Raw genomic sequence first — 17,993 nt, 5'->3', positions numbered from 1 at the left:
TTAAGGGGATACAGCGAACCGTATCCCCGTGATAGCTTACATTTTCATCTTTTCAGCGGGTTTCTTTTTGTCGCCCTTTTTCACCAACGTCATATCGCATTTGGGGCATTTGCCTGGTTTATCGCTAATCACTTCCGGGTGCATGGTACAGGTGTATTGAACTTTCGCAACGGGTTTTACCTTTTTGGTTTTGGTGGTGTCAGAAACTGGGTTAATTGAATGTGCGGCAAAAACAGTCGCGGCAGAAAACAGGATGGCAACAGCCATCAGCATTACTTTTTTCATGAGTTTAAAATTTAAGAAATGAATAAATAACATAGGCAAAACCTATGCGTGCATTATGAATTAAGATGGGTTATAGTGAAAATATAGCCAGGTACAGAAATGTTGGGCTATTGAAAATACAGGTCAGATCCTGTAGGCGCAGTTAAGGGTATAGATGGGTATATCAGGGCTCCCCGGCGGAGCGTTAGCCTGATAGTTGACAGAAGTAGCTTGTTCAGTAAGAATATTAACCGCATCCAAATAAGCAGGCGCAGGTAATACTGCCGGCATGGACGGACTTAAAACGGTGGTGTTCCCCGTAATATGGCTATCCTTTATTTTAAAGCTTTTGCTTTCGTGCTTGCAGCAATTACCTTTATCGGTATGATCTGCCGAAGCATAGGTCAGTGTAACCGAAGTGAGCTTACCGCAGCAATAAAAACGATTTATACCAATACCCACAAGGGATAAAAGATAAATTGCCGTTAATAAAATAAGCGCGGAGCGTTTCATTATTCAAATATATGGATTTATCTGTTAGCTATTGGTTCTTTACTTTTAATAAGCTGGCATTGATCGCAACCACTACGGTACTTACCGTCATCAGTACAGCACCAGCCGCCGGACTTAACACAATGCCCTGGTTATACAGCACACCCGCGGCCAGTGGTAAAGCCACAACATTATAACCAGTCGCCCAGGCCAGGTTCTGTATCATTTTCCGATAAGTCGCCTTACCAAATAGGATCAGGCTAACAATATCTTTGGGATTACTATTCACCAAAACGATCCCGGCGGTTTCTGCGGCTATATCGCTGCCAGAACCTACGGCTATGCCAATATCAGCCTGGGCAAGTGCAGGTGCATCGTTAACGCCGTCCCCGGTCATCGCTACAAACTCGCCTTTGCTTTGTAATTCTTTGATCTTTTCTAATTTTTGATGCGGCAACACTTCTGCAATATAACTATCCATGCCCAATGTTTTACTTACGCTGGCGGCTACTTTTTGGTTATCCCCGGTTAGCAGGATCGATTTGATGTTTTCTTCCTTTAAAATTTTAATAGCTTCTGCAGATTCGGGCCGTATTTTATCAGATAAGGCAATATAACCTGCTAATTCGTTATTGACCAATACAAAAACTACGGTTTCGGTATCATTGGCGGTAAAGCCATCAGGTGGCGTTAGCTTATGCTCCTTTAAATAACCAGGACTAACGACCAGTATTTTTTTACCCTCAACTGTCGCTTCGACACCCTGACCGGTTATAGCTTTAAAATCGCTTGCTGGAGGTACGCCGATCTTTAAGTCTTTAACTTTTTGCAGGATACCTGTTGCAATAGGGTGTTCCGATTTTTGCTCTAATGCCGATGCTAAACGTATGATCTCATTTTCATTGATGCCTTTTTGTAAGGAAACCACTTTTGACACTTCAAACTTTCCAACAGTAAGCGTACCGGTTTTATCGAATACAACGGTTGTGATCTTCCTGGCATTTTCAAACGCGGTTCTGTTTTTGATGAGCAAGCCATGTTTAGCTGACAGGGCCGTTGACTTAGCCACCACAAGCGGTACGGCTAAACCCAAAGCATGAGGGCAGCATATAACGATGACCGTTACCATTCTTTCCATCGCGAACGCTAAGGTGTGCCCTGTTAAGTACCAAAACAGAAATGTGCCGATACCCGTTACCAACGCGATCACGGTTAGCCATTTGGCTGCTGTATCAGCCAATAACTGCGTTTGAGATTTGGATTTTTGTGCATCGTCCACCAATTTAACCACCTGCGACAGATAGGAATCTTTGGCGGCGTGGGATACGGTAACTTTAAAGGAGCCGTTGCCATTGATAGCGCCGGCAATAACTTTATCGCCTTTCACTTTGAGTACAGGCTTTGATTCCCCCGTCAGCATCGATTCGTTCAAATAACTTTCGCCCTCTAATATGATACCGTCCGCCGCAACTTTCTCACCTGGCTTAATTAGGATAATATCATTTTCTTTTAGGGTATCGGTTTTTACATCATGCACCATGTCTGGCATTACCATATGTGCATCTGATGGCATGAGTTGTACCAGTAATTCCAGTTCATTTGAGGCCCCCATCACCGAACGCATTTCTATCCAGTGCCCTAACAGCATGATCAGGATCAAGGTAGCCAGTTCCCAGAAGAAGTCCATTCCCTTTAAACCGAATACAACAGCAACGCTATAGCTATAAGCAACCGTTATGGCAAAGCCGATAAGAAACATCATACCGGGATTTTTTGACTTTACCTCATCAACGAGTCCTGTTAAAAATGGCCAGCCGCCATAAACAAACACAACTGAAGATAGAGCAAACAAAATGTAGGAAGACCCTGTGAACTGCCAGTTAACACTCATAAAATGTTGCATCATGGTTGATAACAACATAATAGGAATGGTCAATAACAATACTACGTAGAAACGCTTTTTAAAATCAGTGATCATCATAGCATGATGGTCGTGCTCCGACATGCCCATGTGCGGATCATGACCTTTGTGCATTTTACTATGATCCATTACTTGCATTTAATTAACTAAATCTAAATTACGGTTTCTTCACCGCTTTTTCTTTTGCCTTCATTACCCAGTAACAATGCGCGGCGCAAGCGTGAAGTTTACTACTACAAAAATCTGCTATAAAAAATTAATTCACGTTAACTATCAACACGTTAATAAGTGATCGTTATCATCTTTTACAAAACAATCGCTATTGTATCAATAAGTTATTGGCATTGGCCAAGTATTGCCTGGTCACTGAAGTAAAAAAACACCTGCCCTTATCGGCTCAGCCAATACTTGATTATCTTGACATTAAAAATGGGTACCACTGTATATGGTGGAAATGACCAGAAAAAACGGCTCGTCTTTTAAGAGACTGTATTTATACAACTTATTTATAAACAACAAGTTATCACAAAAGAAGTATTCAACTCAGTACAGCGGTCAGTCTGGATTTATTTATTGAATAGCATACTAAATATAAGGCCAGTCTGCTGTTATATTTTAAAAAATATTTTAAAAGTGCATCCTTTTTCCGTTGCACATTCCACTTCGATCTTGCCGCCTGAAGCGTTGACGATCTTCCGGATGAGGTACAGTCCGATGCCGGTACCTTCTGTACCCGAGCTAACCCGCTTGTATTTTTTAAAGATATGATCGACCTCGTCTTTGCTAATGCCGATGCCATTATCAGTGATCGTTAATAGGATAAACTGGTCCTTTTTTTCGGTTTTAATACTGATCTCCGGCAAACGATCCGGGGAAGTGAACTTCAACGCATTTGTGATGAGGTTCAGCATCACGCTTCTCAAATTCTTTTTGGCAAACCGTACCTCTTTTTTCCGGAAATCGGTGTGGAAAACGGCTTTCGAAACCTTGATCTTTTCCGACAGGGTTTCTTTGATCTCTTCAAAAAGCGCCGGGAAACTTTCCCGTTTATCATCGGTATCCTCCGATTCAATATAACCGATCCTGGCCAGGTCGCTGATGATCGCTTTAAAATTGGTAACAGCTTTATTCATCATACCGGATAATTCCATAACCTCCGGGTCGTGGATGTCCAGCTTATCATTCAATATATCCAGCAGCATTTCAATATTAACGATGGGTGCATTAAGGTCGTGTGAAGCGCCAAAAACAAAGTTATTCAGGTCAGCGTTAATTCTCAGCAAGCTTTTGTTGCTATGATCCAGGCTTCGGTTACTGATGTCCAGGCTTTTATTGCTGATGTCCAGTTCCTGTAATAGCTTTTTCAGTTCGGTAATATCATAAAAACTGATAATGGCTCCATCGGCCTTTTTGCTGTTTTTCTTCAGGTAAGGCATGGTCATCACATGGTAGACCTTTCCGTCGGCCGCTACAGCTTCCCGGGTAATGGGTTCCTCGTTATGAATGACTTTTTTTACATCAGCAATCAATGTTTCAAATTTGATATTGGTCGTTATGTTACTAAGTGGCCGGCCAATATCACTCTCGCGGATATTAATATGCTTCACTGCACCGGGCGAATATCTTTTCAGCAGCAGCTCCCTATCCACAAACAATTGGCCGTTGATATTGCTGCGGAAGTAATTATTCAGGTCGTCATTCAGGTCTGTTAACTCGTCAATGGTTAGCTGGTGGTCCTTATTAACGGTTTGGAGTTCTTCGTTTACTGATTGCAGCTCTTCGTTCGTGCTTTGCATTTCTTCGTTGGCGGACTGCATTTCCTCGTTGGCGGATTGCAGCTCTTCGTTAAAAGACTGCATGTTTTCATTGGAAGAAGCTATACGCTCATGCGCTATATCCACGGTGTGTTTTAATTGCGCTACCTCCTGCTCCAGGCTGATCACATGCTCGCGGGTTACTTCGCTGATATCTTCCACCTGGATAACATTTTTTTCGGTGATGGCAGTCTCGCTTTCTGTAAACAAAACCAGTAGTAGCCTTTGTTCCGAGGCGGCGATAGCAAAGGGGCTGAGAACGATATTGATCAGTCTGTTTTTTGCCTTGCCGGAGCCCTCCAGGTTGAGCCCGTCAAGCACTACCCTTTCGTTCAGCTTCAGCGCCTTGTAGGCAGCGGCTTTAAAAGCGATGCAAATGTGCGCAGGCAGCAGATCATTCAGATTATGATTAAAGTTGATATTTTTTAAATAGGCTTTAGTGTTGCCAAATGACCGAACGACGGATAGGTTTTCGTCGGTACAAACGCCATTGAACTCGGATTCTTTTAACAAAGCGGAATTGATCTGATCGGTGAGTTCGGTTTTCGATACCGGCACAATGTGCTTTTTGCTTACTTCTATCGCCGTCGTCTTGAATTCCTCGATCCGGTGCGATGAAAAGCCATCAAAACGGATCACACGGCCTGTCTTATTACTTTTCAGGATATTCCATTTGCCGCTGATCTCGTTAAAGCCATCTTTAATGACAGAGGCGCTCTCGCTGGGGCCCAAAAAAAGATACCCCCCTTGTTTCAATCCGAAATGCAACAAAGAAAATACCTTTTGCTGTAATGCCACATTGAGGTAAATGAGCAGGTTACGGCAGCTGATCAGGTCGATATTACAATAGGGTGGGTTCTTGGTCAGATCATGCTGGGCAAAGATCAGCATCTTCCGGATATCATGTTTGACTTTATAGCCTGTACCTTCCCTGGTAAAAAATTGCTGCAGCCTTTCTTTGGATACCATTTTAATAATGCTTTCGGGGTAAATGCCCTTAGCTGCGGTATCCAGCGCGGCCTTACTGATATCCGAAGCAAATATTTTGACCTCGATATTTTTAGGATGCTTGTTTAAATATTCTTTGATCAGTATAGCCATGGAATAGGCTTCTTCGCCGGTAGCGCACCCGGCTACCCATATTTTTAACACTTCTGTGTTGTTCTTTTTGACAATAACCGGAATAACGGTTTCTTCGATGATCTTAAAGGCTTCCGGGTCTCTGAAAAACGAGGTTACACTGATCAGGAAATCATTGGCCAGCAAGGCTATTTCTACAGCATTATCCGTTAAATAATCCTTATAGGTACTCACCTTGTTGAAATTATGCGCAACCATGCGCCGTTTAATCCGCCGGATGATCGTCGGACGCTTATAATCGCTGAAATCAAGTGGCAGGCTGCTTTTGATCAAACTGAATATCTCTCCAAGCTCTCCTTCGCTGATCTGGCCTACCGGCTGGTCAGTTAGCAATTCCAGTATGCCGTCTTTGACATAGTCTTCAATAACTTGCGGCATCGCCTGGGGTGAGAGGATCATATCCGCGCAACCCGTCGCTATCGCCGATAACGGCATGCCGTTAAAACTGGCTGTGCCCGGATCTTGTACCAGTACAATACCGCCTGCTTGTTTGATCGCTTCGATACCTTTGGATCCATCATTGCCTGTGCCGGAAAGAATTAGGCCGATGGCTTTATTACCACGTTCTTTGGCCAGCGACGAAAAAAAGTAATCGATGGTCATATGCGGGCGTGGTTGATCTTTTTTATCAGAAAGGATCAGCCGGCCTTTTTTTACGGCCATAAACTTAGTGCTGGGGATGAGGTAAACAGTGTTTGCTTTAATATCTACATTCTCAATGGCCTCCACCACCTTCAGTTTACTGTGCTGGGCGAGGATCTGCACCATCTCGCTTTTAAAATCAGCCGAAAGATGCTGTATCAGGATATAGGATACGGAGTCCAGCGGGGTATAATCAAAAAAGGCGGATACCGCTTCCAGGCCGCCGGCCGATGCACCAATGGCTATGATATACTGTTGATCGACAATTTTAGCCATGAGTTAATGAAGATTAAAAAAGAAAGTCTATGAAGGTAAAGGTAAAACTAATAACAGGTATTAATTTATTTATTTTCAGGCGTTTAAATACCCGGTTGGTTTAACCGGAAGCGTGATCGTAAATGTAGTGCCTTCATTAACCAGGCTTTTACACCGGACTTTTCCGTTCATTAACGCCGTATAACGCATCACGATATTTAGGCCCAGGCCGGTTCCCGGGATATTCCCGATATTATGCGCCCGGAAAAAAGCTTCAAAGAGATGCTTTTGGTCCTCTTTGGGTATGCCGATGCCGTTATCGCGGATAATGATGGTTAAATGGCTGCTGGTGATTTTGGTACAAAACCCAATTAAGGAATTAGCGCCCGAATATTTGATAGCATTGCTGATCAGGTTGATGATACAGTTTTTAAGCAGTGACGGATTAAGGGTAACTAAATGGCCCTTGCCGAAATGGCGGTACCTGATTTGCTGCTCTCCTTTGGTTAAAGACTGCATATCTTCGGCAATATCGGCTGCAAATTTGACCACATCAAACTCGCTGAGTATCGGGTTAATCCTGCCGGTTTCCAGCAACTCCAGTGATAAAAAATCATTTAAGATGTTAGTCAGGTTTTTTGCTGCATTTTTGATCATCTCGGTGTACTTTTTAACAACCGGGTGATCCAGCTCCAGCGCGATCTTTCCGATCAGTTCCGCAGAAAGCTGTATGGCGGTCAGCGGGGTTTTGAATTCATGAGAAGCCATAGATACAAAACGGCTTTTCATTACGTTCAATTGTTTTTCCTTTTCCAGGGATTGGCTCACCAGCTCCCTGTTCAATTCGAGCGCGGCGACGGAATCGGTCAGGCTTTGATTACTGATATCCAGTGCGGCCAACAGTTTTTTGAGTTCGGTAATGTCGTAAAAGCTGATAATAGCGCCATCGGTATTACCTGTATTTTGCCGGATATAGGGCATGGTCATCACCTGGTATACTTTTCCCTCGGAAGATTCCGCTTCCCGGGTAATGGTGTGGCCGTTCTGCATGACCTGCCTGATATCGGCAACCAGCGTTTCAAACTTGATGTTTGTCGTAATATCCGCCAATGGCCTCCCAATATCGCTCTCCCGGAGATTGATGTGTTTGACCGCACCCGGCGAATACTTTTTGAGCAATAAATCATGATCAACGAATAACTGTCCGTTGGTGTTGCTCCGAAAATAATTATTCAGGTCATCGTTAGATTCTGTAAGTTCATCATTGGTTTGCTGCTGTTGCCGGTTAACGGTCTGTAACTCTTCATTAACAGACTGAAGTTCTTCATTTGCGCTATGCATTTCTTCATTCGCTGACTGGAGTTCCTCGTGAAAGGATTGAATGTTTTCATCGGAAGAGTTGATCAATCCATACGCTGTTTCCAGGTTGCTTTTTGTCTCGGCAAGTTCCAGTTCCAAACTGGCCACGTGCTGCTGGATAAATTGCTTTGTATCCCCGGGCATAATCAGGGATTTGTCTTTCGCTTTTCTTTTATTGGTGGTAAACAGAACGAGTAATTGCCAATCTGCTGGTTCACCGGTCAAAAAGGGGCTGATGACGATGTTTACGGAATGTCCGCTTCCGCCAAAATTTAATTCGCTTAACGTAACCCGCTGATGTAATTGCAGCGCCTGGCGCGCCGCCGCTTTAACCACCACAGACACATCATCCGGTAATAGTTCGCTGAGATCAAAAATAAAATTTTCATCTTTCAGATAGCGCGTCGTATTGCCAAAGGCTTTCAGCACGTTCAGGTGCTGGTCCGTGCAAACGCCATCGAGCCCTGCCGCTTCGAGGACGGCAGTTTGTCCGTCATCTGCCGCCAAAACCCTGGGTACCGCTATTGCTGATCTTTTATGTTTTTGCACCATTGTTGTGTTTTAACAGCAATCATCGCTGGGTTAAGGTAGTTTAAATTAGGAAAAATGGTATACCAAATATAATAAACAAATTTCATCATTACCGGATAGTCCGGTAATGATTATAAACATGTTGAATAATGTGCTTGGTCACTATTTGACAGGCACGATGCTGGTTACCTCCGTTATGTTTTTGATGTTCAATGGCTTTGATATAGTTCAGCCGCTCTGTGATATCAGTAGCGACGTCGATGCTGGTTCTAACCCCTTTGAACCGGAACGGAGCGAGTTGAATATCCATGCTGATCAGTTCTCCGTTCTTTTTCCGGTGGACCATCTGCCGGTGCGAAATGGCGGAGGTTTCATTTTTCCCTTATGCCAGGCCGCGTTCCATATTGGCCAGTTCGCTGGCTGGCCGGATATCCTTTAACGTGAAGTTTTTTATCCATTAGCCCTGCTTAAAATATCGTTTGCCCGCATTAAAGCGTTTTGAAAAGTATCTTTGATGTTCCCCTTGCCGATCTGAAATAACAAACGCGCCTTTTTTAATTCATCCGCCACCTGTACACTATTCACTTCGGTAAGGATCAGTTTTGTTCCCTGTTTCTTTGTTGCGGTATAAACCTCGCGCAATACCCGGATACCCGTGGCATCAATAACCGGCACGTTCCGCATTCTAATAATTAATACCTTAGCCGGGTTTTCGATAACTTTCATCGCATCTTTGAATTTATAGGCAGCGCCAAAAAATAAAGGGCCGTTAATCTCAAAAACATCAACTCCTGTAGGTATATCGTCCAGGTTGATGAGCTCATCTACCGGAACAATAGCCTGATGTACCGAACTCGCCTGCATCATTTTTCGCATAAACAGGAAGGCAGCCAGAATCATTCCGATCTCGATAGCCACAGTAAGATCCACCAGTACAGTTAGCCCGAAAGTGGTTACTAAAACGGCAGCATCGCTTTTAGAGCCTTTCAACACCGCCCGGAAATTCTCCAATTCGCTCATATTCCAGGCAACTACGATCAATATCCCGGCAAGGGTTGCCATAGGGATTAGCGCCGCCCATTTGCCTACAAACAGCATAATGGCCAATAAGGTAAGCGCATGGATAATTCCCGCAACGGGCGTTCTGCCTCCATTTTTGATATTGGTAGCTGTTCTGGCAATAGCGCCGGTTGCTGGAATCCCTCCGAAGATAGATGAACAGATATTGGCAACTCCCTGGGCAATTAGTTCGGTATTGGAGCGGTGATTGCCACCGATCATCCCATCCGCGACTACAGCGGATAATAAAGACTCAATACTCCCCAATAGCGCAATGGTAATGGCCGGCCGGATTAATTGCTGAATAATGGCAAAGCTTACGCCCGGAATAACCGGTGTGGGTAATGATGATGGAATCGGCCCAAAACGACTGCCAATGGTTTCAATTGGCAAATGGAAAAAGCTAACAGCAAAAGTGGTGACAATAATGGCTATTAAGGACCCCGGAACTTTATGGGTGATTTTTGGCCATAGCAAAACGATTAGTAAGGTAAAGGCCCCTATAGCTGCCGCGTAAAGATTGACTGAAGATAAATGCTGGCCGTAAGCCAACCATTTGCTGATAAAATCAGCCGGTACACCGCCCATCTTCAAACCCAGAAAATCTTTTACTTCAGAAGAAAAAATGATAACGGCAATACCGGTAGTAAAGCCAATGATTAAGGGATAGGGAATGTATTTTATGACGTTGCCCAGTTTAGTTAACCCCATAATGATCAGCAGTATCCCGGCGATAAAAGTTGCAACGATCAGTCCGTTAATGCCAAATTGTTGTACAACACCATAAACCACTACGATAAAAGCACCGGTAGGGCCGCCGATCTGTACCCGGCTGCCGCCTAAAGCGGATATAACAAGCCCCGCAATAATCGCCGTAAAAATTCCTTTTTCAGGGGAAACCCCGGAGGCTATCGCAAAGGCTATCGCTAAGGGAAGGGCGACTATCCCCACAATGACCCCGGCAATCAGATCTTTATAAAATTGCTCCCTTTTATAGTTTTTTAAGGTGTGTATGAGCTTTGGTTTAAACATGGTATCGGTTTTAATGTCTTTTATTATAATTTCTATAACAGGGCCAGAAATCACCCACTATTCCTTTATCCACATTTTCAATACCTTGCTATAGGAATTATCCACCAATCGATAGCCTAGCGGAATTTGCGTGCCTTCGGCATGAAAGGTTACCAGCCTTGTTTCCGGAGGCTTCTTTTCCAACATTTGGTAAACAAACCGGCTATACCGGTCATATAGCTCAAAAGAAGTTCTTACACTATAGTCTATCCGGCTATCCGGCTCAATATTTTCATAGAAGGCGTTATAGAAATAAAAATGGTCAAAACTACTGAAATCCAATTCCGTCAGGTTTCCATGGATAAAATGAACATTAGGGAGATCAATCTCCTGCTTTGCTATTTCAGCAAAAGTGTATAATTCCTCTCTCTGCTCTATTCCGTAAAACACGGTTTCCGGGTGAAAAAATCCGGCTGTTAAACAAAATTTCCCTACCCCGCTACCGATATCCAGCACCTGGGTATTTGGAATGGACAGAAAATCTCCTGCTTTTTTAGCAATGTCCACCGGCGTCCAGTGCATAGCTGACAACTCCTGGATATGCTCGGGGTACAGGTGGTCAAAAGCGGTGTCATACCGGAACAACGAGGGGTTTAATAGTTCATCAACCAGTCTTTTTTCCTTTTTTTCGGTTTGAAAACTTCTAATTCGTGAATGTAAAAATTGTAAGGTCTCCATACAATCAGGCTTTGATCCACATTTTCATTAACCCATCACATGCCACATCGGCCAGTTTAAAACCCGGCGGTATTTCTTGCTCGAAACTATGAAAAGTAACCAGCCTGGTTCCTGAAGACTTTTTATTCAGCGCAGCACAGAGATATTTGTTATAGTAGGTGTAAAGACTTGCCGATAGTTCTATGGTATCATCGATTTGATTTTCGAGGTCAATATTCTCATAAAAAGAATTATAAAAATAGAAATGATCAAACTCCTTAAAATTGACTTGGGTAATGTTGGCATAGATAAAATTAACATTGGGCAATTGGGTATAACCTTTTGCGTCCTCCGCCTGACAAATGAGTTTATGCCGCTGCTCCACCCCATGCCAATAAGTTTCAGGAAAATGATAGGCGGCGGCCATGCAAAACTTACCGACCCCGCTACCGATATCTAATACCCTGGCACCCGGTTCAGCTAAAAATTCGGCGGCTTTTCGGGCAATGGCCAATGGCGTCCAGTGTTTCAATGACAGCAGCTGAAAATGTTGTGGGTACATCCAGTCAAAAGCGGCATCATTGCTGAACAAAGAAGCGGTTAAATGTACCTTTTTTAGATTTGCGGCCAATTCATCAGGGAAAGGCGGGAAATTGGAGAATGGGTAAGCTTTCATCAACTCCAAATTTATCCACAGTAAATAATCAATTTACAGAAACAGATCAAGACAAAAGCTGATCTTTATCAGTTTTTTAAATGTGTATCTTTACGGTATGAGTTTATCCGGAATTTTCCCTATTGACAGATGGAACTTTACCACGCAATCGATGCTTAATGTCCTTTCCGAAGAACATTATGCGGAACTAGTTTCGCACCAGAGTGAGCAGAAATTCCGCAAAGGGGATGTAATTTTCAGAGAAGGCTCTGTGCCTTCTGGCATTTTTCTTATCCGGAGCGGAAAGGTCAAAAAATACAAAGTAGACAATCTTTTCAAAGAGCAGATTATTTACGTTGCCGGCCCTAACGAGCTAATAGGGTATCACGCTGTTTTATCTGAAGAAAGGTATCCGGATTCCGCAGCTGCCATTGAGGATAGTTTAATCAGCTTTATACCCCAGGATGATTTCATTAGCGTTTTGCACCGCTCACCTGCATTTAACAGACGGTTGCTGAAAGCGCTCAGTCATGAGTTTACGGTTCTGGCAAACAGCATTTCCGTGATCGCTCAACGGACAGCATCAGAACGGTTGGCTATCGCATTGATTGTGCTTCGCGAAAAATACAAAGAGGCAGGATCAGAAGAAAATGAGGTCATTTTAAATATCTCCCGGATGGATCTGGCCAATATGGCAGGCATCGCTCAGGAAAACGTAATCCGCTTACTAAAGGAATTTAAAGCGGAGGGTATAGTGGAAACAGATGGCCGAAAAATATCGATCATGGACATTCAGCGGCTTGTCAAAAAATCAAATTACCATTAAGCCAGGATGGTTGACTGTCAGCCATCTCTAAAATAACTTGATAAATCTCTCAAAGAGACAAATATTTATAATCCGTGACCGCCAGCGCGGAGGTTTCGAGCTTTCGGCTTCCCGGACTTACGACTATTTTACTAAATTTGCACAACCAATTATTTAAGTTTTAACAATGATGAACGAAGTATATATAGTAGCTGCTACGCGCACGCCTATAGGCAGTTTTGGCGGCAGTTTGGCATCGTTTCCGGCAACGCAATTAGGCGCTGTGGCTATTAAGGCTGCGGTTGAGCAAGCGGGCTTAAAGCCAGAGCAGGTGCAGGAAGTTTATATGGGCAATGTGATGTCGGCCAATTTGGGGCAGTCCCCTGCTACGCAGGCAGCTAAGTTTGCAGGCTTGCCAGATGTACCTGCCACTACTATTAACAAAGTTTGCGCGAGCGGTACCAAAGCTATTATGCTGGCTGCGCAAAGCATCGCTCTAGGGCAAAATGATATTGTGGTTGCTGGTGGTATGGAGAGCATGAGCAATGTGCCTTATTACTTGGATAAAGCCCGTAACGGCTACCGCTTAGGCCACGGCCAAATTACAGATGGCTTAGTTAAGGATGGCCTTTGGGATGTTTATAATGATTACCATATGGGTTCGGCAGCGGAGCTTTGCGCGGCTGATTGTAATATAAGCCGTGAACAGCAGGATGCCTTCGCTATTGAATCATATCATCGCGCGCAAGCGGCACAAAAGGCCGGGAAATTCGCTAACGAGATAACCCCGGTTGAGATCAAGGATAAAAAAGGCAATGTTACCTTATTTGATGCTGATGAAGAACCCAACGCCGTTAATTTTGATAAGATACCGGGACTAAAACCTGTATTTAAAAAGGATGGAACGGTTACGGCAGCCAATGCCTCAACCTTAAACGATGGCGCGGCCGCATTGGTTTTAATGAGTAAACAAAAGGCCGATGAATTAGGTATTAAACCATTGGCCAGAATTATAGCTTACGCGGATGCACAGCAAGCGCCGGAGTGGTTCACTACTGCCCCATCTAAGGCTATACCATTAGCTTTACAGCGTGCGGGCTTAACGGTTGCAGATATTGACCGTTTTGAGATCAACGAAGCTTTTTCGGTAGTATCATTAGCCAATAACCAGATATTGAAACTGGATGCTGATAAAGTGAATGTGAATGGCGGCGCCGTTGCTATGGGGCACCCGCTGGGTGCTTCGGGCGCGCGTATTGTGGTTACTTTGTTAAACGTGTTGCAGCAAAGCGGTGGTAAGCTTGGTGTTGCCGGCATTTGTAATGGCGGCGGCGGGGCCAGTGCAATTGTGATTGAGAATTTGCGTTAAGAAGATTAGAATCAAGAGGTAAGAATCAGGAATCAAGACTTTAAACATGTTATTTCGAACGAGGTACGAGGAGAAATCTTTTGAGTGCGATAGGTCTGTTTTAGACTTTTCACGCTTACTTATCGCTTGCAGAAGATTTCTCACTATCGTTCGAAATGACATCATTTTTTTGAGATCCGCTCTTATTATTTTCTTTTTCTTTGCTATTAGCTTCGCATCTGCACAACATTTTGATGCGAGAGATATAAAGCAGTTAAGGATTTACGAGGATAGTTTAAAAGTGCTGGGAAAGCAGTTTGCCGGTATCGAGAACGAACTGGAGCGTAAAAACGCGAATTATGCTTTTATCAAAACATTGGTGATGGCGCTTAAAACTCCAAACTCATACTTTTATCCTTTTGATTCGCTTAAAAACATCAGTATTGTGGGTGCGCCTGATAGTCATTTCAGGTTATTGACATGGCATATTACCAATAACGACGGCAGTTACCGTTTTTATGGCGCGGTGCAAATTAATACCGAAAAATTACAATTACACCCGCTAGAAGATTACTCGGATTATATGACCAACCCCGAAGATACCATAACCGATAACCGCAAATGGCTGGGGGCACAGTATTATAAGATCATTCAGCCAGATGCAGCCTTGCCTTACTATACTTTATTGGGATGGAAAGGTAGCAGTAACCTATCAACTAAAAAGGTGATAGATATGTTGAGTTTTAAAGATGGCAAACCTGTGCTGGGGATGGCAGTTTTTGATGGCAATGGCAAAACCCGCAAGCGGGTAGTTTTTGAATATTCCAGACAGGCATCGATGCTGTTGAAATACATCCCGGAAAGGAAAATAATCGTATTTGACCACCTATCGCCATCGGAACCAAAGAATGTTGGTAAACATGAAACTTACGGACCGGATATGAGCTACTCGGGCTATCGGTATAACCAAGGGCGCTGGACGTTTGCAGATAACCTGGATATGCGCAACATGCCGGATAGTAAGGATGAGCAACTGCTGAGCGATCCTAAAAAGGCAAAGAGTGAGTAATGACTATTCGCAATTAGATTTGCAATTAGATTAAAAAGCCAGTTATAATTCTGATTTTTATGGTTATTTTACAGCATTAAATTTTGATTTAGCAGAATAATCTTATTTTAGACGAAAATTTATAAACACACTATGCAAGATACTACCCTCCCGGTAACTGAACAGAAGCCACGTTTCCCCCGAAGCATACCTTATATTATTGGTAACGAAGCTGCTGAACGCTTTAGCTTTTATGGAATGCGGTCTATTTTGGTGACATTTTTGGCCGCCGAATTTTACAGCAAAACCATGAGTGCTTCTGATGCTGCCGCAAAAGCTAACGCAAGCACACACTTTTTTGTAGCATTGGCTTATACTATGCCTTTTATTGGCGGCTTAGTTGCCGATTGGTTTACAGGAAAATACAAAATCATTCTGTATATATCAATGGTATATTGTGTAGGCCATTTATGTTTAGCTGTTTTTGATACCAATTTATCGGGCTTTACTACTGGTTTGGTTATTATAGCAATTGGCGCAGGTGGTATTAAATCGTGCGTTTCGGCTAATGTGGGCGATCAGTTTGATGCCAGCAACTCTTCACTGCTATCTAAAGTGTACGGTTGGTTTTATTTCAGTATCAATGCTGGTTCAATGGTATCTACGATGCTAATACCTTGGGTTTACAAATATCATGGTGCTAAATGGGCATTTGGGATTCCGGGCATTTTAATGGCAATAGCCACCGTTATCTTCTTTTCGGGTCGCAAAAAATATGTACGCGTACCCCCATCGGGTGTTAATAAAAACAATTTTGTATTTATATCAATATATGCTCTTTTTAATATAGGAAAGAAAGAAAAAGGTCAATCACTTTTGGATGTAGCTAAGGGCAAATTTGATCCTGAAAAAGTAGAAGGCATTAAAGCTGTTTGGCGTGTATTAGCAGTATTTGCTTTTATACCAATTTTTTGGGCCATGTGGGATCAATCAGAGAGTGAATGGGTTCAACAAGCAGAAAGTTGTTATCGTACAATGCATATACCTGGATGGTTATACCATTTCCTACACGATGGATTTTTGAATCGTATATTCAATTTAAAATCCGACATGGTAACTATTTTACCAGGCCAGATTCAGACGGTAAATCCCGTTTTCTTATTGATATTCATACCAGTTTTCACGGTTTTTATTTACCCGTTTTTTGATAAGATAGGAATTAAAACCACTCCGTTGCGCAGAATAGGTGCAGGTTTATTTACAACGGGGGCATCATTTGTTATTATTGCATTTATACAACAAAGTATTGATGCTGGCGGTCATCCAAGTTTTTGGTGGCAAGTTTTAGCTTTTATTATCCTATCGGCAGGCGAGGTAATGGTATCTATCACCGGGCTTGAATATGCTTACACCCAAGCACCAATATCAATGAAAGGTACCATGAGCGCTATTTGGTTGCTAACTGTTGCCGCGGGTAACTTATTTGTAGGCTTTGTGAATGATAGTAAAGCCCATCATGGTATTTTTAAAGATCTTATTGGCGCAAGCTATTTTTGGTTCTTTATTGAACTGATAGCGGGTTTTTTGATTGTTTATATGTTTGTATCGCCACGATTGAAAGAGCGTAATTATATTACAGACCCAGATATTATTTTAGCAACAGATATAGAAGCAGCTGGGGCAACTCCTGAAAAATAAGTAATTGTGTATCAATAAAAAAGCCGTCGTTTAATATAAACGACGGCTTTTTTATTTAAGTTATTTTGATTTACGCGTTTACCAAACAAATTTCTTTCAATTTAGCCACGGTATAATCTATCTCCTCTTTAGTATTGTATTTAGAGAACGAGAAACGCACCGCAGGCCTGTTAGGGCTTGCGCCGATGGCGGTTAATACGTGGGATCCAATATCGGTACCGGAGCTGCATGCGCTGCCACCTGATGCTGAGATGCCGGCGATATCTAAGCTAAATAACAGCATATCGGCCATATCCATTTCGGGGAAGGATACGTTGAGTACGGTGTATAAGCTTTTATCGGGAGATATTTCGCCGCTAAACTCAACGCCGGGTATATTGGCCTGGAGTTGGGCTATCATATAGCTTTTTAAATTTTGGATGTATTGATGGTGTTGGGGCATTTCGCTGTAGGCTATTTCGAGCGCTTTGGCGAGGCCAACTATTCCGTATACATTCTCGGTACCGCCGCGCATGTTACGCTCTTGCGAGCCGCCGTATATCATCGGTTTTATTTTGATGCGATGGTTGATATGTAAAAACCCTACACCTTTCGGGCCATGAAATTTGTGAGCCGCGCCTACGATGAACTGAGCTTTTAACTTGCTTAGATCATGAGGATAGTGCCCCATGGTTTGTACGGTATCCGAATGGTAAATAGCGTTGTATTTTTCGCACAGATCACCTATCAGGTCCATATCGCTTAGGGTTCCAATTTCGTTATTGGCATGCATGAGGGATACCAGGCTACGGTTTGGATTTTGCAATAGTGTTTCTAAATGGGCTATATTGATATTGCCTTTTTCGTCGGTATCAACAAAACTTAGCTCAATGGTTCCGGCTTTATGCAGTGCTTCGAGCGTGTGTAATACCGCATGGTGCTCCAGTTTGGTGGTAATGGCATGTTTAATGCCGTAATCGGCAATGCTGCAACGGATGGCAGTGTTATCGGCTTCGGTGCCACCTGATGTGAAGAAGATCTCGGCAGGTGATGTGTGCAGCAACGAAGCTATGGTTTTGCGTGATTTTTCGATCAGGGTACGCATCTCACGACCATGCGAATGGATTGATGATGGATTACCATAGTGGTTTTCCATTACGTTGTACATCACTTTCAGCACTTCGGGATCAACGGGAGTGGTAGCAGCATTGTCTAAATAAACACGCATCTTATTAATGATTGAAGGATTGAATGA

Annotated in this window: 14 protein-coding genes; 5 read left to right on the top strand and 9 right to left on the bottom strand. The window is 43.1% G+C overall.

The genetic code is table 11. The features are described from left to right. Window positions 1-36 precede the first annotated feature (36 nt). The 5 genes from ABIN91_RS21760 to ABIN91_RS21740 form a co-directional block, all read right to left on the bottom strand. Window positions 37-285: a heavy metal-binding domain-containing protein gene (locus ABIN91_RS21760; RefSeq protein ID WP_348053727.1), complete on the bottom strand. Its 249-nt coding sequence runs from the start codon at window positions 283-285 to the stop codon at window positions 37-39. Between the two features lie 123 nt (window positions 286-408). Further along, the gene (locus ABIN91_RS21755) at window positions 409-777 is read right to left on the bottom strand and encodes a hypothetical protein (protein ID WP_348053726.1); all 369 of its coding nucleotides are present in this window, start codon (window positions 775-777) and stop codon (window positions 409-411) included. 28 nt (window positions 778-805) lie between these two features. Further along, the gene (locus tag ABIN91_RS21750) at window positions 806-2,806 is read right to left on the bottom strand and encodes a copper-translocating P-type ATPase (RefSeq protein ID WP_348053725.1); all 2,001 of its coding nucleotides are present in this window, start codon (window positions 2,804-2,806) and stop codon (window positions 806-808) included. A gap of 479 nt (window positions 2,807-3,285) precedes the next feature. Further along, window positions 3,286-6,549, bottom strand: a complete 3,264-nt coding sequence (locus ABIN91_RS21745) for a CheR family methyltransferase (protein ID WP_348053724.1) — start codon at window positions 6,547-6,549, stop codon at window positions 3,286-3,288. A gap of 75 nt (window positions 6,550-6,624) precedes the next feature. After that, entirely contained in the window at window positions 6,625-8,439 is a 1,815-nt protein-coding gene (locus tag ABIN91_RS21740) for an ATP-binding protein (protein WP_348053723.1), read from the bottom strand. A 118-nt stretch (window positions 8,440-8,557) separates the two neighbouring features. On the opposite strand from ABIN91_RS21740, the gene ABIN91_RS21735 reads away from it, so the two are divergent. Beyond that, window positions 8,558-8,857, top strand: coding sequence for a hypothetical protein (locus ABIN91_RS21735; RefSeq protein ID WP_348053722.1), 300 nt, complete (start codon window positions 8,558-8,560; stop codon window positions 8,855-8,857). Window positions 8,858-8,868: 11 nt separating this feature from the next. On the opposite strand, the gene ABIN91_RS21730 is transcribed toward ABIN91_RS21735, so the two are convergent. The 3 genes from ABIN91_RS21730 to ABIN91_RS21720 are packed head-to-tail and all read right to left on the bottom strand — an operon-like array spanning window position 8,869 to window position 11,881. Continuing rightward, a complete protein-coding gene (locus ABIN91_RS21730) occupies window positions 8,869-10,509 on the bottom strand; it encodes a SulP family inorganic anion transporter (protein ID WP_348053721.1) in 1,641 nt (546 codons plus the stop codon). A 57-nt stretch (window positions 10,510-10,566) separates the two neighbouring features. Further along, entirely contained in the window at window positions 10,567-11,226 is a 660-nt protein-coding gene (locus ABIN91_RS21725; RefSeq protein ID WP_348053720.1) for a methyltransferase domain-containing protein, read from the bottom strand. Between the two features lie 4 nt (window positions 11,227-11,230). Next, window positions 11,231-11,881: a class I SAM-dependent methyltransferase gene (locus tag ABIN91_RS21720; RefSeq protein WP_348053719.1), complete on the bottom strand. Its 651-nt coding sequence runs from the start codon at window positions 11,879-11,881 to the stop codon at window positions 11,231-11,233. Between the two features lie 97 nt (window positions 11,882-11,978). Between ABIN91_RS21720 and ABIN91_RS21715 the strand changes: the two genes are divergently transcribed. The 4 genes from ABIN91_RS21715 to ABIN91_RS21700 all read left to right on the top strand — a co-directional run bounded on the left by ABIN91_RS21715 (window position 11,979) and on the right by ABIN91_RS21700 (window position 16,759). Continuing rightward, the gene (locus tag ABIN91_RS21715) at window positions 11,979-12,686 is read left to right on the top strand and encodes a Crp/Fnr family transcriptional regulator (protein ID WP_348053718.1); all 708 of its coding nucleotides are present in this window, start codon (window positions 11,979-11,981) and stop codon (window positions 12,684-12,686) included. A gap of 169 nt (window positions 12,687-12,855) precedes the next feature. Further along, window positions 12,856-14,034: an acetyl-CoA C-acyltransferase gene (locus tag ABIN91_RS21710; RefSeq protein WP_348053769.1), complete on the top strand. Its 1,179-nt coding sequence runs from the start codon at window positions 12,856-12,858 to the stop codon at window positions 14,032-14,034. A gap of 169 nt (window positions 14,035-14,203) precedes the next feature. Continuing rightward, entirely contained in the window at window positions 14,204-15,082 is an 879-nt protein-coding gene (locus tag ABIN91_RS21705) for a hypothetical protein (protein ID WP_348053717.1), read from the top strand. Between the two features lie 132 nt (window positions 15,083-15,214). Beyond that, window positions 15,215-16,759, top strand: a complete 1,545-nt coding sequence (locus ABIN91_RS21700) for an MFS transporter (RefSeq protein WP_348053716.1) — start codon at window positions 15,215-15,217, stop codon at window positions 16,757-16,759. A 70-nt stretch (window positions 16,760-16,829) separates the two neighbouring features. On the opposite strand, the gene ABIN91_RS21695 is transcribed toward ABIN91_RS21700, so the two are convergent. Next, the gene (locus ABIN91_RS21695) at window positions 16,830-17,966 is read right to left on the bottom strand and encodes a cysteine desulfurase family protein (RefSeq protein WP_348053715.1); all 1,137 of its coding nucleotides are present in this window, start codon (window positions 17,964-17,966) and stop codon (window positions 16,830-16,832) included. Window positions 17,967-17,993 lie beyond the last annotated feature (27 nt).

It is taken from the genome of Mucilaginibacter sp., assembly GCF_039921305.1.
Lineage (GTDB): Bacteria > Bacteroidota > Bacteroidia > Sphingobacteriales > Sphingobacteriaceae > Mucilaginibacter.
The sequence above is the reverse complement of the archived record's forward strand: the minus strand, read 5'-3'. Positions and strand labels throughout refer to the sequence as shown.